Source organism: Staphylococcus sp. SM3655, from assembly GCF_016917315.1.
GTDB lineage: Bacteria > Bacillota > Bacilli > Staphylococcales > Staphylococcaceae > Staphylococcus > Staphylococcus aureus.
Window position 1 is genome coordinate 2,304,155 of the sequence record NZ_CP070305.1, and the last position, 23,552, is coordinate 2,327,706.

Here is a 23,552-nt window from a genome sequence, read left to right on the forward strand (position 1 = left end):
CAAAGGAGGCGAAGACATTGGCAAAATATACAATCGTTGATATGGATACTTGTATTGCATGTGGTGCATGCGGTGCAGCAGCGCCAGATATATATGATTACGACGACGAAGGTATTGCTTTCGTAATCCTTGACGATAACCAAGGTACTGCAGAAGTACCTGAGGAATTATATGAAGATATGGAAGATGCAATTGATGGATGCCCTACAGATTCTATTAAAATTGCAGACGAATCATTTGATGGGGACGCTTTAAAATTTGAATAATTGATTTTTTAGACAAATGTTCTATAGAAAAAGCAGGCAAGCTATCGTTTATTGATAGTCACCTGCTTTTTATTATTATGTGTATATTATTTTGCTTTAATTTGATTAAATTCTTTTCAAGAAATTCGCAAGCCTTCTATATAGTAAAATAAATACAATAGAAATAACGATACCTTTAATAATATTGAATGGTATAATTCCTGAAACAATGATTACTTTAAGATTATTTGCGATATCAGCTAAGTTAAATATCATACCGTACAAAGGTAATAGAACGAAATAGTTCAAAATACTCAACACGATAGTCATAACGATTGTTGCAATGATTAATCCAGTAATCAAAGATTTTGTTGAACGTTTATTTTTATAGATGGCGTAAGCAGTTAATAAGAAACTTGCGCCTGCTAAAAAGTTAGCAAATGGTCCAACTGGATCGCCCATACTAAATAAGTAGTTCAATAAATTTTTAACCAGTGCAACTACGATACCGGCAACTGGTCCAAACGTAAATGTAGCTAGTAGTGACGGTACATCACTAAAATCTAAAGTTAAGTATGGTGGCAAAAATGGTATAGGAAACTTGATAAAAGTTAACACAAACGCAATCGCGCTCAACATACTTATTGTGATAAGACGTTTATTTTGTTGCATATTCAATTTTCTCCTTCCATTCATCTCGTAAGAATAGGAGGATTATTGCACAACAAAAAACCTCCATCTTCTCCCATCCAGACTATACTGTCGGCTCTAGAATCTCACTAGATCAGCCACTAATATGATACATACTAGCAGGTCGCAGGCTTTATTTACTGCCGGTTGGGAATTACACCCGACCCCGAAGATGAATTTTACATTATTAAATTTAATTCTCATTAATTTTATACTATATATCACAAAACCTCAATAACTATGCTTAAAATGAAAATTAATTAAGTTGGTGATGTATAATGAATTTGCGATTTGCGAGCATTGGTTGGAATGTTGTTTGTTTGATTAATTTTTCAGATGGCTTTTGGGACGGCTTTTTGTTGTTATTAGTTTAATCATTCGTGTTAGCTTTTTCATGATTAAATACACCTACTTCTATTACATCCTTCTTACTATAATTAGGTCTTGTTGTATTTATATATTTATTAGAAATTTGAAGAGAAACATTCAAATCATGAGGAATATTCTTTTTCTTTTTTAGTACTTCAGAAAAATCAATCATCTCGTCTATTGTATTATCTTTAGTAAAATTATCTTTAGTACTAAATAAAGTTGTAACAACATATGGACGTGATTTATCTTTAAGTTGTTTTTTTGAGTTTCTCATACCGTCCCTAAAAGACTTATCATCCTCTTTGATTAAGGGTTGAAAATACTTTTTATATTCATCTAAAGTATATGGAATTGCAGTCAAATAATAATACTCATTTCTAAAACCACTATTCTGCGTTTTCATAATTGCATTTTCAGTATAACCAGTATATTTATATTTACTTTTATATTCTTTTAAAACTTCTGTTAAATTATCCAACTCTTCCTTATGTGCTCGATATTCAAACCCACTCAACACTGTACCAACTAAAGTACTCATATCATCGCCTTTATCCTCACTTCTTAATGAGCTATCACTGTCAATAATTGATTTGTCAAATGGAATACTCGCATTAAATACGATATCGTGGTCATCACAATGCACGTATACTTCTACGCCGTCGCCACTACCTACAACATTCGTAGCTTTAACTTTTAGACCGAAGTTATCCATAAAAAATTGTTCGCCTCGTTTAGCAATTTTATCTTTATGCTTCTTCGCAAATTCAATCGCATCTTTTTCTGCAGGCGGTTGGAATCCTTGGCCTACATATTTTGAAGCTTCCATTTCTTCTGGTACTGATTTTGTTTCATTGTTGGATTCGTTATTGGTAGTTGAACATCCTGATAGTAGAAGTGTTGCTATTAAGATTAGTTTTGCTTTTTTAAGCATATCTCATCACCTATTTATGTGTTTGTAAAAGTTTTATTTTACAAATAATTATACTAACCTAATTTATTTGCTTCATTTAGTTTATCTCTATATAAATCTTCAAATACATCTTCTTGCGTTAAACAATCTCTGAATTTTATTTAATTATCCATTGATTTAGTGTTTTGAAGCCAATCATCTCCATTACCTAAAGATTTCAATGGGTTATTAGTATTTACTGCCTCATTTGAAGTTCCTTAATAGATTATTATCTGTTGACCAGTTAGATTCCACTGATCATCAAGAAACTCGTATATTACTATATTAAGGTGTACCTTTCATATTATAATTTTCTATTTGTTTGAACCTTTTTCCATTTACTTTAAAATCTATCATTCATTTATATCTTGACAAACCCAATAACCGTTCAATTCTGCTATGTCCCTAGCATTTATTTTATTCACTTTATATTCACTTACCCTTCAATTGGATTTATATCGTCATAAAATGGTTTTTTAGTATTTATACTAGATTTTCCTAATTGAATAGTAACTTGAGATTTTTGAGGCATATTGGGTTTATCTTTTAATTTATTACTCAATTCAATCACATCATCTACTGTATTATCTTTAGTAAAGTTTTTCTTAGTAGAAAAAAGCGTAGAAACTGCATCAGTATTTGCGGTATAATTTAGCTCTTTTCTGGCTCGTTGCATACCTTCTTTAAATTCTTTATCATTTTTACGAATCAATGGTTCATAATATTTACGATATTCTTTTAAGTTTCTTGATAAATATGTAATATAAAAGTATTCATTTTGATACCCGACGTTTTGTGTCTTGTTAATTGCCTCGTTTGTAAATCCTGTATATTGATATTTCTTTTCATTCTCTTTGAAAAATTTATATAAATTGTCATACTTTTCTTTTTGCGCTCGATATTCAAAGCCACTAAGCACTGTACCCACCACCATACTCATATCATTACCATTGTCATTACTACGCATTGATCCTTTTTGATGGATGGCATCTTTGTACAAGGGCAAACTTGCATTAAATACAATGCCATGATCATCGCAATGCACATAAACTTCTACACCATCATCTTTACCTACAACATTGGTAGCTTTAACTTTTAGACCGAAGTTGTCCATAAAAAATTGTTCACCTACTTTTTCAAATTCTTTACGATGCTTCTTCGCAAATTCAATCGCATCTTTTTCTGCAGGTGGTTGGAAACCTTGACCTACATATTTTGAAGCTTCCATTTCTTCTGGCACAGATTTTGTTTCTGCTTTTGTGTCTTTTTTTGATTCACTTTCCATCGCTGAACATCCTGATAACAGTAGCGTTGCTATTAAGATTAATTTCGCCTTTTTAAGCATATCTCATCACCCATTTATGCGCTTTTAAAAGTTTCATTTTGTAAATAATTATACTCTCTTAATTTATTTGCGTCTTATAGTTTCTCTCTATATAAATCTTCAAATACATCTGCCTGCTTAAATCGTTTTTCGTTAACTGTAAAGTTATTATCTTTATTGATGTCTTGATAAACCCTATAGCTACTCAATTCTGTTAAATCTCTATCATTTATTATATTCATCTTCAAATGCTCCAAACGACACTACTTTCTTATCATCAAAACGAGCTTTTTTTGTGCCAATAAGTTTATTTCCTAATTGAGTAGTTATAGTATTCTTGATTGGCATATCTTTTGTTCTTTCAATTTTCTCGGATAAATCTATTACATTATTTATCTTTTCTTTTCTATTCCTTTCATCATTCGTACTAAATAACGTTGCTACAGTATTTGTATTAGCAGTATAGTTTAGCTTTTTTCTAGCTTTTTGCATACCTTCTTTAAATTCTTTATCATTTTTATGAATCAATGGTTCGTAATATTTACGATATTCTTTTAAGTTTCTTGATAAATATGTAATATAAAAGTATTCATTTTGATACCCGACGTTTTGCGTCTTGTTTATTGCTTCTTTAGTAAAACCTGTATATTGATATTTCTTTTCATTTTCTTTGAAAAATTTATATAAGTTATCATACTTTTCTTTTTGCGCTCGATATTCAAAGCCACTCAGCACTGTACACACCATCGTACTCATATCATCACCATTGTCATTACTACGCATTGATCCTTTTTGATGGATGGCATCTTTGTACAAAGGTAGACTTGCATTAAATACAATGCCATGATCATCGCAATGCACATAAACTTCTACACCATCATCTTTACCTACAACATTGGTAGCCTTTACCTTCAGTCCAAAGTTGTCTTTAAAGAATTGTTCACCTACTTTTTCAAATTCTTTACGATGCTTCTTCGCAAATTCAATCGCATCTTTTTCTGCAGGTGGTTGGAAGCCTTGTCCAACATATTTTGAAGCTTCCATTTCTTCTGGTACTGATTTTGTTTCATTGTTGGATTCGTTATTGGTAGTTGAACATCCTGATAGCAGTAATGTTGCTATTAAGATTAGTTTAGTTCTTTTAAACATAGCTCATCACCCATTTATGTGTTTGTTTAGAATATAGAGAAATTAGCTGATTTCAAGTCATTCGACCTCAATCCTTATAGACTCATTATCACTGTAATTAACTCGATTAGTACTAATAGTAGATTTTGCTAGTTGTAAAAATATTTTCGTATTTTCAAAATTAAGGTGTAACTTTTTCGTACTTTCAGACAAATCTAAAACATCATCTAATTTTTTGTCCTTTGAAAAGTTACTACTTCTCGAAAACAATGTTGTATGTACTTCTATTGCAGCTTTATAGCCTACTCCTTTCCTTGCTTGTTTCATACCTTTTTTAAAATTCAGATTATTTTTCTTTATTAGGGGTTCGTAATATTTTCTATATTCTTGGAGCGTCGGTATATTAGCAACTATATAAAAATATTCATTTTCATATCCACTATTTTGTGTTTTGTTAATTGCCTCTTTAGTAAATCCTGTATATTGGTATTTCTTTTCATTTTCTTTGAAAAATTTATATAAATTATCATACTTTTCCTTATGTGCTCGATATTCAAAGCCACTCAACACTGTACCAACTAAAGTACTCATATCATCGCCTTTATCCTCACTTCTTAATGAGCTATCACTGTCAATAATTGATTTGTCAAATGGAATACTCGCATTAAATACGATATCGTGGTCATCACAATGCACGTATACTTCTACGCCGTCGCCACTACCTACAACATTCGTAGCTTTAACTTTTAGACCGAAGTTATCCATAAAAAATTGTTCGCCACGTTTAGCAATTTTATCTTTATGCTTCTTCGCAAATTCAATCGCATCTTTTTCTGCAGGTGGTTGGAAGCCTTGTCCTACATATTTTGAAGCTTCCATTTCTTCTGGTACAGATTTCGTTTCTGTATTTCTGTCTTTTTTTGATTCATTTTCAATCGCGGAACATCCTGATAGCAATAGTGTTGCTATTAAGATTAATTTTGCTTTTTTAAGCATATCTCATCACCCATTTATGTGTTTGTAAAACTTTTATGTTTGAAAAAACTACTTATTCTCAATGAAAACAAGTAGCTTTTAATAAATTAATTAGTATACTGCTAGTTTTTCTAATTGTTCTTTAACTTGAATTAAGTTTGAACGAATTAACGAGGCAGATTGATCCATTGTTTGAATAGCTTGTCCTTCATTTTCGTTCAAACCATTACAAACAACTTCAAACTGTTTTGCCATTTGATCAAGACGCGCATGAGCTTGTGTGTTCAAAATAAACATATCGTCATAATGCGATGGTTCAAATATCATTTGTACTATCAAAGGCTTCATGTTCTTAACAATATCATCTAAGTGATTTTCTAAAATCGGCGATGCTGCCTTTAAATCATGTAAAAAATCTGTCCATTTTGTTAGGTTTATTTTTAATTCTTCTATTGAATTTTCAAATTGTTTTCGATCAATAGAGGATTCTTTTAAACCATCAATGATTCTTTTTTCGTATAACATTGTAATTAATAAATTAAGACCATCTATAATTCCTTTTATAATTTCTGTTGTGTTATTTATATTTCTTACTAACTCTTTGAAATTTTCATTATAAACTTTTTGAATATAATCAGATAATTCTTCAACAGCATTATCAATATGATTTTTTAAAATAGTCATTTTTCTTGATAAATATTTTGAAAGGTTAACTTTACCCGAAACCATATGTTGACCATTATAATTGATATTTAGGTTTCCATCCATAATAGTAGCATCTTGATAGGACATAATACTTTTTATATCAGCAATTTGATTACCATAAATGTCATTTTGATTTTTAATTAGAATGATATTTTCTCTAACGATTTTTAAATGTTTCATCATTTCTTCAGTCACACCATCTTGTAAATCATGGTCTAAATTTTTAAACATTTTTACTAATATTTTATCGATTGAGTCGTGAATTCTTTCTATTCCTCTCTGGAATTGACTATCGACCTTATTGATACCCCACTTTAAAGGTTTCAAGTTCAAAGCTGGAACTAAAATTGCAATAGGTCCAATTTTATCCATAAAAGAATCTATACTTTCAAATAACTCATTCTTTTTAGATGTAATGTTTCTACTCATATTTTCTAAAACATCAATTTCAATTACATTCTTAAATTTTTGTTTTAATTTATGCTTTCTATCTCCAAAATAAGAATTTTCCGACTGAGATATATTAAAACTTTCATTTAAAAATGTCACACATTCTTGTAACATAGTGCTTGTTTCCCCTGTAACAAGTTGGTATAAATCACCTAATTTCTCAATATCTAACTTAATATTTTTCCCTTTACCTGACCTCGCTATTGAATCCCCTGTCCAAACATTTATTGGAATTCTACCATCCATGTCTAGATTTATATTTATAACCTTTTTCACTTCTTTTCCGTTTTTAATCTCTGTATCCTTGACCGATTCTATTTTATGAACAGGTATATCCTTATATTCATTAGTTTTCGAATTGAATTCCCTTTTAAAACCAAGATGACTATCAATTAATCCATTTAAAGTTGGAACACCATCTCTTATATTAATTCGTTTACCTGGCATTTCTTTCGCAAATGGATCTTGTAACCATGATAGTACGTCATTTGTACTATGAAAATTTATAATATTTTCAAAATTTGACTGTTTTAAATTTCTCCATATCGCTTCAGGCAACATAGCAGGATTTGTTGAAACTATATGTTTTTCAGGATGTTCAACACCTTGATGAATTGCACTTGCCCCACCTTGTGAATTTCCATCTTCAGAAACTACTTCTTTATTTTTGTATTTGGCAACTTTTTCACCATATTTTCTATAAAAGTTACTATTGCTTAATTTATTAGCATCATCTAATTTTTTCTTATATAATTCTAAAAATTTATTGTTTTGTTCTAATAAAGGTGTAGTTGTCTTTTCGTTATCCATTAATTTGATGTTTTCTAACCAATCATCTCCAACTTTTCCTTTAAGTGGATTTTTCGGATTTATAGATTCATTATTATTTGTTCCTTCAAAAGAAATAATTTGCTGTCCACTTGGTGAATTATTAGAATCTAATAGTTCAAAAATTTTTATATCTGCACTTCCATTTATATTTTTATTTTTATTATTTGAAATTGTGCTTAAAACCTTATACTTATTTCCATTCACTTTAATAGTAGAATTATCTTTTAAATCTTGATATACCCAATATCCACTAAGCTCTGTTAAATCTCTATCATTTATTTTATTCATTATCAAATACCCCATATTCCGAATTATCTTTACTGCTATAATTTGGTTTAATCGTATTTATTTTATTGTCTGAAAATTGTATACTAAAATCTATATCAGTTGGTAAATCTTTTTCTTTTTTTATTTCTTCTGCCATTTTTATTACATTTTCACTGTTACTTTTTTTAGTATAGTTCTTATTTTTACTAAATAGAGTAGTAGTTACCGATACTTTCGACTTATCCTTTAATTGCTTCTTAACATTTGACATTTCTTTTGAAAATTCACTGTTACTTTTGTTTAACAATGGCTCAAAATAGTTTCTATACTCTGTTAAATTATATGGTATAGTCGAAATATAAAAATATTCATTTTCATATCCACTATTTTGTGTCTTGTTAATTGCCTCTTTTGTAAATCCTGTATATTGGTATTTCTCTTCATTATCTTTAAAAAATTTATATAATTTATCATACTTTTCTTTTTGCGCTCGATATTCAAATCCACTGAGTACTGTACCAACTAAAGTACTCATATCATCGCCCTTATCCTCACTTCTTAATGAGCTATCACTGTCAATAATTGATTTATCAAATGGAATACTCGCATTAAATACGATATCGTGGTCATCACAATGCACGAATACTTCTACGCCCTTCCCACTACCTACAACATTGGTAGCTTTAACTTTTAAACCGAAGTTATCCATAAAAAATTGTTCGCCTCGTTTGGCAATTTTATCTTTATGCTTCTTCGCAAATTCAATCGCATCTTTTTCTGCAGGTGGTTGGAAGCCTTGTCCTACATATTTTGAAGCTTCCATTTCTTCTGGCACTGATTTTGTTTCTGTATTCGTGTCTTTTTTTGATTCATTTTCCATCGTGGAACATCCCCCTAAAATTAATGTCGTAGCTAAAACTGATCCAATGAATTTTTTCATATGACACCTCGAATAATTTAATTATTACAATATATCTATATTTTACCCTATTTTTATAATCAAATAAATAACTTTATCAAACTTTATATTTTTGTATAAATTAGTAATATATTTAATAGTTGTTATTCACAAAAATCCTAAATCCTAATCCACATACAAAATTCCCCACATCAATCAAAAAACGCATGCTATAAATTAGAGTCTCTAATCAATAACATGCGTTCTTAAATAACTATATTCAGTTTTATTCTGGTTTTGGTAGTTTAATAATAAATGTTGTGCCTTTTCCTAATTCGCTTTTAACATCTATGGAACCACCATGCTCTTCGATAATCATTTTACAAATGAACAAACCTAAACCGGTACCTTGTTTACCTCGCGTTCTCGCTGCATCAACTTTATAAAAACGATCAAATACTTGTTGTAAATGTTCTGGTGCAATGCCTGTGCCTGTATCTTTAATGTATAAAATATCTTCGCTTTCATTTTCATCACAAGTAATTGCAATTTCATCTCCAGGTTTCGTATAACGTGATGCATTATCAATTAAGTTCGTTAGTACTTGGTCCATGCGATCCATATCATAACTCCAAACACGCTTCTTACAATAATTAAAAGTCATATTTAGACCTAAATCATCAGCTTGTTGGCGATACTTAATTTTCATCTTATCTAGTAACGCTGCAATAGGCTGAACTTCTTTATTTACGGATAACCCTTCAGCATCCATGCGTGCGACATTTAACAATTCATTAACTAAACGATTTAAACGTTTCGATTCATCAAGGACAATGGCAAGCGATTCTTTTATTTCATCCGGTTCTGTAACAATACCATCTACAATTGATTCAGTATAACCTTGAAGTAATGATATCGGTGTACGTAATTCATGTGATACATTAGCAATGAAATCTTTCTTCATTTGATCTAGATTGTGCTCATTAGTCATATCACGAACTGTCACAACAACACCACTTTTACCTCCCTGTTCAATCTTGTCGATATAGCTTGTGGTCACAACAAAGAATCGTGCATTCATTTCTAAATCGCGCATTTCAGTTTGTTTTGATTTAAAAGTATCTTCAATTTGTCTTAATAAGAAAGCTTTAGCATCTTCATCAATATTGTCCATAATATCATTCGCCATCTTATTAGATAAGATAATTTGTCGACTCTCATTAATACCTAGGACACCTTCTACCATAGAGTTAATTAAGCTGTCTCTAATATTTTTAGATGTGGATAATGCGTCGACATGCTCTTCGATTTCTGTACTCATCTGATTAAATGCCTGCGATAATTGACCAATTTCATCTTTCGTTGTGACAGAAGGTTTATAAGAGTAATCCCCTTCAGATACACGTGTAGCTTGGTCTCTTAAACGTCTTAAAGGTTTTGTAATTCTTGACGATAAGAAAAACGCAAAGACTGTTGTAATTGTTAAGAAAATAACAGCCGTAATTATGGTGATAATCGTAATAGCATTATTTGTATCTTCGATTGATTTCAAGTCTTTATATATAAAGACTCCACTATATTTGCTATGACTATTCTTCTGTGCTTTTGTTGGATAGCCTAACAAAATATATGTTTGAGATGAGCCCTTTTCTTTAATCGTTACATTTCGAGTAACAGATTTACCTTTATCAAACACATCGTCAAAATGGTCGTTGTTGACTACTTCATTCAACATTTGCTTTTTAATATTAGAAAGTGAAGCCGTTGATTGACGATGTTTATTATTTATAATCATCAACCCACCAGGATTTTCAATTAATGTTTGACTATATTTTATTGCTTCTTCTTTATTATGTGATTGTTCGACCAGTGAACTTATACGTCTAGCATCTTCTCTTATGGCATTTTCGGTTTCTTGTGTGAAATAGTATTGCATAAAGGTAATTAAAGCAATACTTAATAAAATTAAAACTGTCGTCACTATTAAAATAATAGTTAACCACAGTTTAATTACGACACTATTTAGCCGGCTCATCATTAGATTTAACCTCAAATTTATACCCAACGCCCCAGACTGTTTGAATCATATGCGCAGCTTCACTAGACACACGATTTAACTTTTCTCTAAGTCGTTTAACATGAGTATCAACTGTTCTTAAATCACCATAGAATTCATAATGCCAAACTTCTTTTAATAATTGTTCACGGTCAAATACTTTATTTGGTGTTTTAGCTAAATATATTAATAATTCGTACTCTTTAGGAGTCAAATTAACTTCTTGATTATCAGCAAGTACGCGATGTGCATCATTATCTATTTCTAAATGTTTAAATTCAATCACATCACGTGCGTGAGGTTCGCTTTGTTCTACAGTTGTAGATTGCGTTCTTCTTAGAAGTGCTTTAACTCTTAAGACTACTTCTCTTGGTGAAAATGGTTTGACGATATAATCATCTGCACCAGATTCAAAACCTTCAACACGGTTTGTTTCTTCACCTTTAGCAGTCAACATAATAATCGGTGTTTGTTTATGTTCACGCAATTTAGTTGCCACCTGGATACCATCCATTTCAGGCAACATTAAATCTAGTAGTATGCAAGCATAATTATTCTCCATTGCAAGTTCATAAGCCTCTTGGCCATTACTTGCTTCATGGATTTCAAAAGATTCTCTTTCTAAATACATTTTAAGTAATCTTCTGATTCTATCCTCATCATCTACGATAAGTATTTCGTTCGACATACAGGTCATACCTCCCACACATGCTTTTCTTTACAAAAGTATTATATCACAGGAAAGCGCATACAGTTATTAAAAACCTAAAATTTTGTGAAAAAATTCTCAAACTTTGTGATAAATACATATTTTATTTAATTATTTCCCATGTTCTGCTAAATGACGCATCACTTTTACTTCATGAGGCGTCAATACACGTCCTTCACCAGCATTCAAACCGACAACATTTAAAGGCCCATATTCAATACGAGACAGTTTCGTCACTTGATGACCAAAATGTTCGAACATTCTTCTGACTTGGCGATTACGACCTTCTGTAATTGTAATTTCAACCAATGTTGTGTTTTTATCTTTATCTTGTTTCTTAACTTTCACTTCAGCCGGTTGCGTCATACCATCTTCTAATTCAATACCTTTTTCTAGCGCTTTCACTTCTTCTCTCATTAAATAACCTTTTAATTTCGCAACATATTTTTTCTTAATTTGATATCTTGGATGTGTCATTAAATTAGTAAATTCACCATCATTTGTGAGTAATAACAATCCAGAAGTATCATAGTCTAAACGACCAACAGGATAAATACGTGCTTCTATATCTTTAAAGTAATCTGTAACCACTGTACGTCCTCTATCATCAGATACACTTGTTATCACTTGAGTTGGTTTATGGAATAAAATATAAATTTTGTCTTCTAGTTCTATTTTAATACCTTCAACTTCAATCGTATCTGATGGCTTCACTTTTGTTCCTAATTCAGTGACAGTCGTACCATTCACTTTCACTTTTCCTTCAGAAATTAAAGTTTCTGCTTTACGTCTTGAAGTATAACCGCTATTAGCTATACGTTTTTGTAATCGTTCTAATTCTTTAGTCATTATTTTCTCCTTTTTGATTGACTAGATTACTGAAAAAAGCATCCATTTCTTCATCGTCTTCTTCAGTTGTCGGCAAATCTTCTATATTGGAAATACCAAATACATTTAAAAATAAATCAGTAGTAATTAACTGTTGGCTACGCTGTTCATTAACCACTTTAGCCTCAACTAGTCCTTTGGCAATCAATGTCTTAACTGCACCATCTGAATTGATACTACGAATTAATTCAATATCACTTCTTGATAATGGCTGGTTATAAGCAATAATTGATAGTACTTCCATTGCTGCTTGTGATAATTTCATTTGTGACTTTTGTTCAATTAATTGTTCAATATACGTTGCCGCTTCTTTTTTAGTCGTTAAAACATACGTCGTTCCAAATCGTTGTATCATTAATCCATGTGATGAATAATTTTCAATTAATTCAACGAGTTGGTCTTTCGACATATCTAATATTTCTAATAGTTGTTTTTCATCTAAACCTTCATCGCCAGCTGTAAATAAAAGCGACTCTAATATACCATGATTATCCAAAATGGTAGTTCACTCCTCTAATAATGTTAATATCTTCAAAATTACGTTGTTGCTCAATATTAATTATTCCTGCTTTTGACATCTCTAAAATAGCTAAAAAGTGAGTGACTACTTGTTCAATTGGCTCAGAAAACGTAAACAGACTAAAGAAGTTAAAATGATCTTTATCTTTCAATCTCGATGTCACTTGTTCTGTAGCTTGTTGAATGGTAAAAGTCTCTTTCCGGATTTCAACAGATTTAGGTGTATTTAACTCAACTCTATTTTTAACTCTTTGATAAGCTACAATTAATTCAGTTAAATCAATCGTATGATTTGGATCCCAAGATTCATCTGTTTCCAAATGAGATAAATCTGTCGGTCTTTTTGTAAAATAAAAATCTCTTTCTTCTTTCATGTCATTTAAAATAGCAGTATATTCTTTATAATTTTGATATTCTATTAAACGCCCAACTAAATCTTCCCGTGGGTCATCATCAACATCCATATCTGATGTTGATTGTGGTAATAGCATCTTACTTTTAATCATTAAGAGTTCTGACGCTAATACTAGGTATTCACTTGCAATATTAATTTCAAGCTGTTTCATTGCATGAACGTACTGCATATACTGCTCTGTTAATGCTTGCATAGGAATATCATAAATATCTATTTCAAATTTTTGGATAAGATGCAGTAATAAATCTAATGGTCCATTGAAAGCATCTAATTTAACTTCATACATAATATCTACCTCGTATTGCGTCATATGTGCATAATTCTCTAAAATATTATAGCATGAAAATAACTTACTTTTAAATTGGGGTGATAACAAAATGCAACAGGCACTGATAAATTTCTATTATCAATTTCATACTAAGCAACATTATTTCCTATGTCATGACATTTTAGAAGATGCATGGAAAGCTGAAAATAACTACAGTAAGCAAGATGCAGTCGTTAGTTTAATCTTGTTTGCAACTGCTTGTTACCATTATCGCCGCAATAATTTAAAAGGCGCCTATAAGTCTTTTAATAAATCTAAAGAAATAATACAAAATGCTAAAGATAGAGATGTGTTATACCTTAATTTAAATGATTATCAGTTGTTAATTGAGCAACAGATTGCAAAATTGAATGCAGCAAAGCCTTTTTCATCTGTTATATTACCAATAACTCCAGTCTTTGAACGCATCATCAAGGCCAACTATCCAGACTATGATTATAATCAGGAAACAGCAACAGATCCTTTTATTGTAGACCATCACATGCGCCGTGATCGTTCAGAAGTGATTGCAGCAAAAGAAGAAGCGATTCAATTAAGAAAACATAGACGTAATTAATCAACCAATTTAAAAAAGCCACAATAGCACAGACATTTTTAGTCATGTGTATTGTGACTTTTGAGTTATGGTTCACTTTATGCTCTAGGATGAAATTGGTTATACATTTTTCTAATTTGAGATTTCGAAACATGTGTATAGAGTTGGGTAGTAGATATGTCAGAGTGACCTAACATCTCTTGCACTGCTCTTAAATCTGCGCCATTTTCCAATAAATGTGTCGCAAAAGAGTGGCGTAACGTATGTGGCGTTAACGTCTTTTTAATGTTTGCCTTTACACCATTTTGTTTAATCATTTTCCATATTGCTTGTCGCGATAAAGGTTTACCATGCATATTTAAAAATAAGACTTCGGTAATAGTCTTTTTTAAAAGTTGCGGTCTAATCGTTTCAATATAAGTAGTTAAGTACTCAATGACTGCGTCGCCTAATGGTACAATTCTTTCTTTATCGCCTTTACCAAATACGCGTACAAATCCCATTATTAAGTTCACGTTCTCTAACTCTAAATGTATCAATTCAGATACACGCATTCCCGTTGCGTACAGAAGTTCTAACATCGTACGATCACGATAACCATTAATTTTATTTAGATCCGGCGTTTCTAATAAAGCCAACACTTCGTCAACATTTAAAACGTCAGGCAATTTTTTGTCATATTTTGGTGAATCTAATAATACCGTTGGATCTTTCGCCGCATATTTTTCTCTTATAGCAAATTGATGAAAACTACGGATTGTTGAAATAAATCGCGCAATAGATTTAGCAGATTGCCCTTGGTCTATTAAATGCCCCAAACACTCTTGAATTAATTGTCGATCTATAAAATCAATATGCGAGATATGATGTTCAGTCATATAATCTTGATACTTTTTCAAATCACGTCTATAAGCACCAATTGTGTTAGAACTTAGTCCTTTTTCAATTTGTATAAAACGCAAATATTCTTCAATAATTGTTTCCATAACCACACCTCTAAAAAAAGCGAAGGTTAATTTAACCTACGCAATTTACTATCCTTTACCTTTAGCTTGGCATGTTTCACACACACCATGGAAAGTTAAACGATGATCTAAAATTTTAAAATTGAACTCATTTTCAACTCGATTTTCAACTTCTGGTAACAAGTCTTCATCGATTTCATCTACACGACCACATTCCATACATACTAAATGATGGTGGAAATGTTTTGCGCCTTCTTTTCTTAAATCAAAACGAGCGACGCCATCACCAAAGTTAATTTTGTCGACAACTTTTAGTTCAGCTAACAACTCTAACGTTCTGTATACTGTCGCCAAGCCAATTTCAGGCGCTTTGTCTTTTACTTTCAGATATACGTCTTCAGCACTTAGATGATCTTTTTCATTTTCAATTAGAACTCTAACAGTAGCTTCGCGTTGTGGCGTTAGCTTATATGATGATTGTTGTAATTGTTGCTTAACGCGATTTAATCGTTCTTCCAACGATGTCCACTCCCCTACTAATAATTAAAATCATTACAAATTATTTCAAACTTCACAATTAAAACTAACAGTTTTCTCAATAAAATGCAAGCTTTTCTCATTTGTTATTTAGAATGATTATAATTTAATAATAGGTGTTGCAATGCAATGATAGTCTTCGCATCTTCTATTTCTTTATTCATTAGCATCGATTTAACATTCTCAATCGGAACTTTAATGACTTCGACAAATTCATCTTCATCTAAGTGAACTGTACCTTCTTCTAAATTATCAGTAAAATAAATTGATAATTGTTCATCGCAAAAACCTGGTGAACCATACATATCTACAACATGTGTTAACTCTTTGGCAATATATCCTGTTTCTTCTTCTAATTCACGCTTTGCCGCTTCGACTCTATCTTCATCATCTTCTAATTTACCAGCTGGAATTTCTAGCAATGGTTTTTCTACTGATTTACGATACTGTTTCACTAATACGACTTCTTTTTTAGGTGTCACTGCACAAACAGCAACTGCACCATTATGATAAACTAATTCTCTTGTTGACGTTTCACCGTTTGGTAATGTCACTGTATGAATTTCTACATCTACAATTTTGCCATTATAAATAACTGTTCGATCAATTGTTTTTTCATTTAAATCCATTATAATCACGTTCCTTTAAATTCATATTATATATTGATACACTATGCTTGTTAGCTAAAGTGTATCGAAAGGAGAACAGACATGCAAAAAAATATATTAAAAAGTGGTATTGCATTATCTGAATTAGGTCTAGGTTGCATGAGTTTAGGTACAGATTTAAAAAAAGCCGAACAAATTATAGATTGTGCTGTTGAAAATGGTATCACTTATTTTGATACAGCAGACATGTACGATAAAGGTATAAATGAATCAGTTGTTGGTAAGGCACTTCTTAAATATCAACAACGGGATGATATTGTCATTGGTACAAAAGTAGGCAATCGTTTAACAAAAGATGGCAGTACAACATGGGATCCGAGTAAATCCTATATTAAAGAGGCAGTTAAAGGTTCACTAAAGCGTTTAGGTATCGATCATATCGATTTATATCAACTTCATGGTGGAACTATTGATGACCCATTAGACGAAACAATAAGCGCATTTGATGAATTGAAACAAGAAGGAATTATACGTGCTTACGGTATTTCTTCTATTCGCCCAAATGTAATTGATTATTATTTAAAACATAGTCAAATCGAAACGATAATGTCTCAATTCAATTTGATTGATAATCGTCCAGAATCATTATTAGATGCAATCCACAACAATGATGTTAAAGTATTGGCAAGAGGACCTGTGTCTAAAGGATTATTAACTTCAAACAGTGTTAATGTGCTCGACAATAAATTTAAAGATGGTATTTTTGATTATTCTCATGATGAATTGGGTGAAACAATAGCCTCTATTAAAGAAATTGAAAGTAATTTATCTGCATTGACATTTAGTTATTTAACATCATATGACGTGCTTGGTTCCATCATTGTAGGTGCAAGTAGCGTCGACCAATTAAAAGAAAATATTGAAAACTATCATACTAAAGTTAGTTTAGATCAGATTAAAACAGCAAGAGCTCGTGTAAAGGATTTGGAATATACCAATCATTTAGTGTAGAAGTCATTTTCAGTAATAAAAACAGCGGCATGAGGCGTTTCATTATAAAAATGCCTTACTGCTGTTGTTTATGTACAATTCGCTATAATTTATGATTAAGATTACTCACTTATGATAGAAATTAAAGCGTTGTCCTCACGCATCAGTATTTAGTAATTTCGCCCTACGGCAGTGCCTTAAGCAAACTTCTGCCACTTCATCTTTTAATAATTTTATTAAAACATCTTTCTATATTTCACTTCGCATGTTGATTCATCATTATTAGTTATTATTTGTACACCCAGCACATTTCCTTGCAACACAAGTAGTTTGAATTTTTCACAAGTATAATATAATGTACTGTCTGAAATTTGGTCTACAGAAATATCGCCTAAAATATCCAGCACTGTAAATTCTTCAAACACTGATAGTTGTTCCGCATATCGTACACAAAGTCTTACCACACTCTCCGATTGACAGTTCATTGCCATCCCACCTATCTATGCTTTATTTTTAAATAATTTAGGAAAACATCGTTCAAAAAATCTAGGCGCAATTTGATACATTTTCAACGCATGGTGCATCCATTTAGGGCGATTAATTTCCAATTGTTTTGTTTTAATGCCATAAATGATATCTTCTGCAAGCTGATTAGCATCAAGCATAATTTTTCCCATCTTTTTAGCATACTTCATTGATGGATCGGCTTTTTGATGAAAAGGTGTATCAATCGGGCCAACATTAACTGTCATGATATGTATGTTTGGTGACTCTAGTCTTAAAGCATTCATTAATGCATAAAACCCTGCTTTCGATGCCCCATAATGTGCAGCATTTGCTTGAGTGGAAAATGCAGCTTGACTTGAAATACCTACAATATGTGCGTTAGATGTTAAATATGGTCTCAACACAGTATATAAAACATTAAAACTAATTAAATTAAGCTGATACGTTTCAATCATTTCTGAAAAACTATGGTCTGAAATAGATTTGAAATAACCTAAACCTGCACTATAAATGAATCCATCGAATGATGTATTGTCTTCAAATTGCAGTGCCTGTATCGACTTCAAATCATTTAAGTCACAAGGAATAACATTTATAGTTTTCCCCAATTCTTGTTCAAAGATTCTAGTTGCTTTATCAACATCACGCACCAACAACGTTACATGCACTTTATTTTCTAGTAACTTTCGGACAATCGATAAACCTAAACCACTCGTACCACCAGTCACTATAAAATGTTGTCCTTTCATCAATTAACCTTCCTTTTCAATTATATAGAATGCAATTTATCGTCTCTGTATAATTGAGACAAGTTGATTATCTTTCCTAATATATATACAATAATAAGAAAATATAACATACAAATCAAAAACTAAAAGGATGTGACGTTAATGAAACTCGTATTTTATGGAGCTGGTAATATGGCACAAGCTATATTTACAGGAATTATTAACTCAAGCAACTTAGATGCCAATGATATATATTTAACAAATAAATCTAATGAACAAGCTTTAAAAGCATTCGCTGAAAAACTAGGTGTTAACTATAGTTATGATGATGCGACATTATTAAAAGATGCAGATTATGTTTTTTTAGGTACCAAACCACATGACTTTGATGCTCTAGCAACACGCATCAAACCACATATCACAAAAGACAATTGCTTCATTTCAATTATGGCAGGTATTCCGATTGATTATATTAAACAACAATTAGAATGCCAAAATCCAGTTGCTAGAATTATGCCAAACACAAATGCGCAAGTCGGACACTCTGTTACTGGCATTAGTTTTTCAAACAACTTTGACCCTAAATCTAAAGATGAAATTAACGATTTAGTTAAAGCATTTGGTTCAGTAATTGAAGTATCAGAAGATCATTTACATCAAGTAACAGCTATCACCGGAAGTGGCCCAGCATTTTTATATCATGTATTCGAGCAATACGTTAAAGCTGGTACGAAACTTGGTCTAGAAAAAGAACAAGTTGAAGAATCTATACGCAACCTTATTATAGGTACAAGTAAGATGATTGAACGTTCAGATTTGAGCATGGCTCAATTAAGAAAAAATATTACCTCTAAAGGTGGTACGACACAAGCTGGCCTTGATACATTGTCACAATATGATTTAGTATCTATTTTCGAAGATTGTCTAAATGCTGCCGTAGAACGAAGCATTGAATTATCAAATATTGAAGATTAATATAAAAACAAACCCGCCAACACATGTATGCATCATCGCAAGCATTGTGTTTGACGGGTTATTTTTATAAATTATTACTATTTGGCAAGCATTGTTTATTACTTTGTCATTAGACTTTAAAACTATCAAAATCTTTTACAAAATTAAAATTAGGTGTATCTTCATTTTGTATCAATGTTTGATAAATTTCATTTATATCTTCTGTATTATAGCGATTGCTCAAATGTGTAATCAACGTACGTTTAACATTGGCTTCTTTTATCAATGCAAATACGTCTTCAATATGGCTATGATGATAATTGTTGGCTAAATGCTTTTCACCATCTATATAGGTCGCTTCATGTACCATCACATCAGCATCTCTAGAAATCACACGTTCATTAGAACATGGTTTTGTATCACCAAAAATTGCTACAACTGGACCCTGTTTGGACTCACCTCTAAAATCTTTTGATTGATAAACTTGACCATTATGTTCAAATGTATCATGAGATTTTACTTCTTGATATTTAGGACCTGGTTCAAGACCAATGTTTTTTAACGCTTCAACATTGATTGTACCTGTAGTTTCAGGTGCCATTACTCTATATCCATATGATGGAATACCATGATTAAGTAAATGCGCCTCTACAGTAAAACCATCATGATGATATGTCAGATGATCATCAATTTCAATATATGTAATTGGATAGTTTAAATGTGACTCTGATAAATTCATAGACATTTCCACATATGCTTTAATTCCTTTTGGTCCAACTAATGTAAGCGGCTTTTGTTCACCGCCCTGAAAAGAACGACTAGAAAGTAATCCTGGCAAACCAAAAATATGATCGCCATGCATATGAGTAATAAATATATGTGTCACTTTTCCTAATTTGATTGCATGATGTAAAATTTGGTGCTGTGTACCTTCACCAACGTCGAAAAGCCATATGGAATTGGAATATGGTTCTAAATTTAAGGCGATTGCTTGTGTATTTCTCTCTTTTGTAGGCAAACCTGCACTCGTTCCAAAAAATGTAACTTCCATATATGCCCCTCCTTTTCTTCAATTCATTTTATCATAAAATTTGTATCAATTTAGTTTTAATTTATACTTGAATCAAAATCTGTTAAAAATTCGTCTTTGCTAGTTAATTTTTCTAACTTTAACGTAGACATAACTATATAAATTTTGATAATTACGTTATACTTATCATTAATAAGTATCACATTAAACATGATACATGAATCGATATTTCATTTAAGACACTGCATACTGTCGAGCATATTGAATGACCTGCTGAATGGATTATCTTATAATAATAAATCATATATCTAATTAAGAATTGAGGTTTTAATCTTGAGTACTAAAAACAAACACATCCCTTGTTTAATCACAATCTTTGGTGCAACTGGTGACTTAAGCCATCGTAAGTTGTTTCCATCAATATTCCATCTCTACCAACAAGACAATTTAGATGAACATATTGCCATCATCGGTATTGGACGTCGTGACATTACTAATGATGATTTCCGTAATCAAGTAAAATCATCAATTCAAAAGCACGTAAAAGATACAAACAAAATTGACGCGTTTATGGAACATGTCTTCTATCATAGACATGATGTTAGTAATGAAGAAAGCTATCAAGAATTACTAGATTTTAGTAATGAATTAGATAGCCAATTTGAATTAAAAGGTAATCGACTATTCTATTTAGCAATGGCACCACAATTCTTTGGCGTTATTTCTGATTATCTAAAATCTTCTGGTCTTACTGATACAAGAGGATTTAAACGCCTTGTTATCGAAAAACCATTCGGTAGTGATTTAAAATCAGCCGAAGCATTAAACAATCAAATTCGTAAATCATTTAAAGAAGAAGAAATTTATCGTATTGACCACTATTTAGGAAAAGACATGGTTCAAAATATCGAGGTATTACGTTTTGCGAATGCGATGTTTGAACCATTATGGAATAACAAATATATTTCAAACATCCAAGTTACATCTTCTGAAATACTAGGTGTTGAAGATCGTGGTGGTTATTATGAATCAAGTGGCGCGCTAAAAGATATGGTGCAAAACCACATGTTACAAATGGTTGCATTATTAGCTATGGAAGCACCTATTAGTTTAAATAGTGAAGATATCCGTGCTGAGAAAGTAAAAGTACTTAAATCACTGCGTCATTTCCAATCTGAAGATGTTAAAAAGAACTTTGTTCGTGGTCAATATGGCGAAGGCTATATCGATGGTAAACAAGTTAAAGCATACCGTGATGAAGATCGCGTTGCAGATGACTCTAACACACCTACCTTTGTTTCAGGTAAATTAACAATTGATAACTTTAGATGGGCTGGTGTACCATTCTATATTCGTACTGGTAAACGTATGAAATCTAAAACAATTCAAGTTGTCGTTGAATTTAAAGAAGTACCAATGAACTTATACTATGAAACTGATAAACTATTAGATTCAAACCTATTAGTAATCAATATCCAACCTAATGAAGGTGTATCTTTACATCTAAATGCTAAGAAAAATACACAAGGTATCGAAACTGAACCTGTTCAATTGTCTTATTCAATGAGCGCTCAAGATAAAATGAATACTGTAGATGCATATGAAAATCTATTATTCGATTGTCTTAAAGGTGATGCCACTAACTTCACGCACTGGGAAGAATTAAAATCAACATGGAAATTTGTTGATGCAATTCAAGATGAATGGAATATGGTTGATCCAGAATTCCCTAACTATGAATCAGGTACTAATGGTCCATTAGAAAGTGATTTACTACTTGCTCGTGATGGTAACCATTGGTGGGACGATATTCAATAATTGAATTAAAACGCACATGTTAAACAAAAATAAATGAGCGAATGACAAGGATTGATTACGAATCAAGTAAATCAATTGTTCTATCATTCGCTTTTTTTCTAGACTATATTATGAAATTATATTTTACAATGCCCAAAACTATTTTAATAATCATTGAACAAATGGGTGTATAATTTATAGAAATAATGTAGAATAAAAATAAATGATTGAATTAATTGGAGTGAAAGTTTTGGACGTTATCAAGCAAATACAACAGGCAATTGTTTATATTGAAGATCGTTTATTAGAGCCTTTCCATTTGCAAGAATTAAGTGATTACGTTGGTCTTTCGCCATACCATCTTGATCAATCATTTAAAATGATTGTCGGCTTATCTCCAGAAGCTTATGCACGCGCGCGTAAAATGACACTCGCTGCAAATGATGTGATTAATGGTGCTACACGACTTGTAGATATCGCTAAAAAATATCACTATGCAAATTCAAATGATTTTGCAAATGATTTTAGTGATTTTCACGGCGTATCACCTATTCAAGCTTCTACTAAAAAAGATGAATTACAAATTCAAGAGCGATTATATATCAAATTATCAACTACTGAGAGAGCACCCTATCCATACAGATTAGAAGAGACAGATGATATTTCATTGGTTGGATATGCACGATTTATAGACACTAAGTATTTGTCACATCCTTTTAATGTTCCGGATTTTTTAGAAGACTTGCTCATTGATGGTAAAATTAAAGAGTTACGACGATATAATGACGTTAGTCCATTTGAACTATTTGTTATTAGTTGTCCTCTTGAAAATGGTTTAGAAATATTTGTAGGTGTACCAAGTGAACGTTATCCTGCACACTTAGAAAGCCGATTTTTACCTGGCAAACATTGTGCGAAATTCAATTTACAAGGTGAAATTGATTATGCAACTAATGAAGCTTGGTACTATATTGAATCAAGTTTGCAGTTAACATTGCCATATGAACGAAATGATTTATATGTTGAAGTGTACCCTCTCGATATTTCATTTAATGACCCATTCACTAAAATTCAGCTTTGGATTCCTGTTAAACAGAGTCCTTATGACGAAGATTAAAAATTAAAAACAAAGAAGCCCCCTAATATATCTAT

General features: G+C 31.5%; 24 protein-coding genes, 1 pseudogene and 1 riboswitch. Of the genes and pseudogenes, 6 read left to right on the top strand and 19 right to left on the bottom strand.

All coding sequences use genetic code 11. From position 1 onward, the window contains the following. Nucleotides 1-17 precede the first annotated feature (17 nt). Nucleotides 18-266 carry a ferredoxin gene (locus tag JQN76_RS11180; RefSeq protein ID WP_001151997.1) on the top strand — a complete coding sequence of 83 codons (249 nt, stop codon included), beginning with the start codon at nucleotides 18-20 and terminating at the stop codon, nucleotides 264-266. Nucleotides 267-371: 105 nt separating this feature from the next. Here the strand turns inward: JQN76_RS11180 and JQN76_RS11185 are convergent, their stop codons facing one another. From JQN76_RS11185 to JQN76_RS11245, 13 genes and pseudogenes are all read right to left on the bottom strand, one after another. Further along, nucleotides 372-917: an ECF transporter S component gene (locus JQN76_RS11185; RefSeq protein WP_001186912.1), complete on the bottom strand. Its 546-nt coding sequence runs from the start codon at nucleotides 915-917 to the stop codon at nucleotides 372-374. Between the two features lie 61 nt (nucleotides 918-978). Continuing rightward, nucleotides 979-1,113, bottom strand: a riboswitch (FMN riboswitch). A 192-nt stretch (nucleotides 1,114-1,305) separates the two neighbouring features. Further along, complete coding sequence (locus JQN76_RS11190) at nucleotides 1,306-2,238, bottom strand: DUF1672 domain-containing protein (RefSeq protein WP_000913241.1); 933 nt, start codon at nucleotides 2,236-2,238, stop codon at nucleotides 1,306-1,308. Between the two features lie 454 nt (nucleotides 2,239-2,692). Beyond that, nucleotides 2,693-3,601: a DUF1672 domain-containing protein gene (locus tag JQN76_RS11195; protein ID WP_000913231.1), complete on the bottom strand. Its 909-nt coding sequence runs from the start codon at nucleotides 3,599-3,601 to the stop codon at nucleotides 2,693-2,695. A 95-nt stretch (nucleotides 3,602-3,696) separates the two neighbouring features. Beyond that, nucleotides 3,697-3,822 (bottom strand): annotated as a pseudogene (locus JQN76_RS11200) (hypothetical protein); the annotation flags it as partial. Then, entirely contained in the window at nucleotides 3,806-4,729 is a 924-nt protein-coding gene (locus JQN76_RS11205) for a DUF1672 domain-containing protein (protein WP_000476883.1), read from the bottom strand. The gene JQN76_RS11205 and the pseudogene JQN76_RS11200, both read right to left, overlap by 17 nt. A gap of 57 nt (nucleotides 4,730-4,786) precedes the next feature. Continuing rightward, a complete protein-coding gene (locus tag JQN76_RS11210) occupies nucleotides 4,787-5,704 on the bottom strand; it encodes a DUF1672 domain-containing protein (protein ID WP_000913230.1) in 918 nt (305 codons plus the stop codon). A 90-nt stretch (nucleotides 5,705-5,794) separates the two neighbouring features. Then, nucleotides 5,795-7,957: a hypothetical protein gene (locus JQN76_RS11215; protein WP_001033752.1), complete on the bottom strand. Its 2,163-nt coding sequence runs from the start codon at nucleotides 7,955-7,957 to the stop codon at nucleotides 5,795-5,797. Beyond that, on the bottom strand, nucleotides 7,950-8,876 hold the full coding sequence (locus JQN76_RS11220; protein ID WP_001834873.1) for a DUF1672 domain-containing protein: 927 nt from the start codon (nucleotides 8,874-8,876) through the stop codon (nucleotides 7,950-7,952). Before JQN76_RS11220 ends, JQN76_RS11215 begins: the two co-directional genes overlap by 8 nt. Before the next feature lie 244 nt (nucleotides 8,877-9,120). Further along, a complete protein-coding gene (srrB, locus tag JQN76_RS11225) occupies nucleotides 9,121-10,872 on the bottom strand; it encodes a two-component system sensor histidine kinase SrrB (protein ID WP_000987769.1) in 1,752 nt (583 codons plus the stop codon). After that, nucleotides 10,853-11,578, bottom strand: a complete 726-nt coding sequence (gene srrA / locus JQN76_RS11230; protein WP_000064078.1) for a two-component system response regulator SrrA — start codon at nucleotides 11,576-11,578, stop codon at nucleotides 10,853-10,855. Before srrA ends, srrB begins: the two co-directional genes overlap by 20 nt. A 132-nt stretch (nucleotides 11,579-11,710) precedes the next feature. Then, nucleotides 11,711-12,448, bottom strand: a complete 738-nt coding sequence (locus tag JQN76_RS11235; RefSeq protein ID WP_000159577.1) for a pseudouridine synthase — start codon at nucleotides 12,446-12,448, stop codon at nucleotides 11,711-11,713. After that, nucleotides 12,441-12,983 carry an SMC-Scp complex subunit ScpB gene (scpB, locus tag JQN76_RS11240; protein ID WP_000368656.1) on the bottom strand — a complete coding sequence of 181 codons (543 nt, stop codon included), beginning with the start codon at nucleotides 12,981-12,983 and terminating at the stop codon, nucleotides 12,441-12,443. Before scpB ends, JQN76_RS11235 begins: the two co-directional genes overlap by 8 nt. Next, nucleotides 12,976-13,707, bottom strand: a complete 732-nt coding sequence (locus JQN76_RS11245; protein WP_000273371.1) for a segregation and condensation protein A — start codon at nucleotides 13,705-13,707, stop codon at nucleotides 12,976-12,978. The genes scpB and JQN76_RS11245 overlap by 8 nt, the downstream gene beginning before the upstream one ends. A gap of 91 nt (nucleotides 13,708-13,798) precedes the next feature. Here JQN76_RS11245 and JQN76_RS11250 point away from each other — a divergent pair, with 91 nt between their 5' ends. After that, on the top strand, nucleotides 13,799-14,305 hold the full coding sequence (locus tag JQN76_RS11250; RefSeq protein ID WP_001183439.1) for a DUF309 domain-containing protein: 507 nt from the start codon (nucleotides 13,799-13,801) through the stop codon (nucleotides 14,303-14,305). Nucleotides 14,306-14,382: 77 nt separating this feature from the next. Here the strand turns inward: JQN76_RS11250 and xerD are convergent, their stop codons facing one another. From xerD to JQN76_RS11265, 3 genes are all read right to left on the bottom strand, one after another. Next, a complete protein-coding gene (gene xerD, locus JQN76_RS11255; RefSeq protein WP_000447732.1) occupies nucleotides 14,383-15,270 on the bottom strand; it encodes a site-specific tyrosine recombinase XerD in 888 nt (295 codons plus the stop codon). A 48-nt stretch (nucleotides 15,271-15,318) separates the two neighbouring features. Further along, complete coding sequence (gene fur, locus JQN76_RS11260) at nucleotides 15,319-15,768, bottom strand: ferric iron uptake transcriptional regulator (RefSeq protein WP_000392691.1); 450 nt, start codon at nucleotides 15,766-15,768, stop codon at nucleotides 15,319-15,321. Nucleotides 15,769-15,872: 104 nt separating this feature from the next. Beyond that, complete coding sequence (locus JQN76_RS11265; RefSeq protein WP_000365249.1) at nucleotides 15,873-16,415, bottom strand: NUDIX hydrolase; 543 nt, start codon at nucleotides 16,413-16,415, stop codon at nucleotides 15,873-15,875. A gap of 81 nt (nucleotides 16,416-16,496) precedes the next feature. On the opposite strand from JQN76_RS11265, the gene JQN76_RS11270 reads away from it, so the two are divergent. Next, the gene (locus JQN76_RS11270; protein WP_001171338.1) at nucleotides 16,497-17,405 is read left to right on the top strand and encodes an aldo/keto reductase; all 909 of its coding nucleotides are present in this window, start codon (nucleotides 16,497-16,499) and stop codon (nucleotides 17,403-17,405) included. 215 nt (nucleotides 17,406-17,620) lie between these two features. Here the strand turns inward: JQN76_RS11270 and JQN76_RS11275 are convergent, their stop codons facing one another. Continuing rightward, nucleotides 17,621-17,869 carry a hypothetical protein gene (locus JQN76_RS11275; RefSeq protein WP_000995802.1) on the bottom strand — a complete coding sequence of 83 codons (249 nt, stop codon included), beginning with the start codon at nucleotides 17,867-17,869 and terminating at the stop codon, nucleotides 17,621-17,623. Between the two features lie 15 nt (nucleotides 17,870-17,884). Further along, on the bottom strand, nucleotides 17,885-18,640 hold the full coding sequence (locus tag JQN76_RS11280) for an SDR family NAD(P)-dependent oxidoreductase (RefSeq protein WP_000678231.1): 756 nt from the start codon (nucleotides 18,638-18,640) through the stop codon (nucleotides 17,885-17,887). A gap of 141 nt (nucleotides 18,641-18,781) precedes the next feature. On the opposite strand from JQN76_RS11280, the gene proC reads away from it, so the two are divergent. After that, nucleotides 18,782-19,594 carry a pyrroline-5-carboxylate reductase gene (proC, locus tag JQN76_RS11285; RefSeq protein ID WP_000779750.1) on the top strand — a complete coding sequence of 271 codons (813 nt, stop codon included), beginning with the start codon at nucleotides 18,782-18,784 and terminating at the stop codon, nucleotides 19,592-19,594. 109 nt (nucleotides 19,595-19,703) lie between these two features. Here the strand turns inward: proC and rnz are convergent, their stop codons facing one another. Then, the gene (gene rnz / locus JQN76_RS11290; protein ID WP_000454065.1) at nucleotides 19,704-20,624 is read right to left on the bottom strand and encodes a ribonuclease Z; all 921 of its coding nucleotides are present in this window, start codon (nucleotides 20,622-20,624) and stop codon (nucleotides 19,704-19,706) included. 312 nt (nucleotides 20,625-20,936) lie between these two features. Here rnz and zwf point away from each other — a divergent pair, with 312 nt between their 5' ends. Beyond that, nucleotides 20,937-22,421: a glucose-6-phosphate dehydrogenase gene (zwf, locus tag JQN76_RS11295; protein WP_000105076.1), complete on the top strand. Its 1,485-nt coding sequence runs from the start codon at nucleotides 20,937-20,939 to the stop codon at nucleotides 22,419-22,421. A gap of 229 nt (nucleotides 22,422-22,650) precedes the next feature. Further along, on the top strand, nucleotides 22,651-23,517 hold the full coding sequence (locus tag JQN76_RS11300) for an AraC family transcriptional regulator (RefSeq protein ID WP_001815459.1): 867 nt from the start codon (nucleotides 22,651-22,653) through the stop codon (nucleotides 23,515-23,517). Nucleotides 23,518-23,552 lie beyond the last annotated feature (35 nt).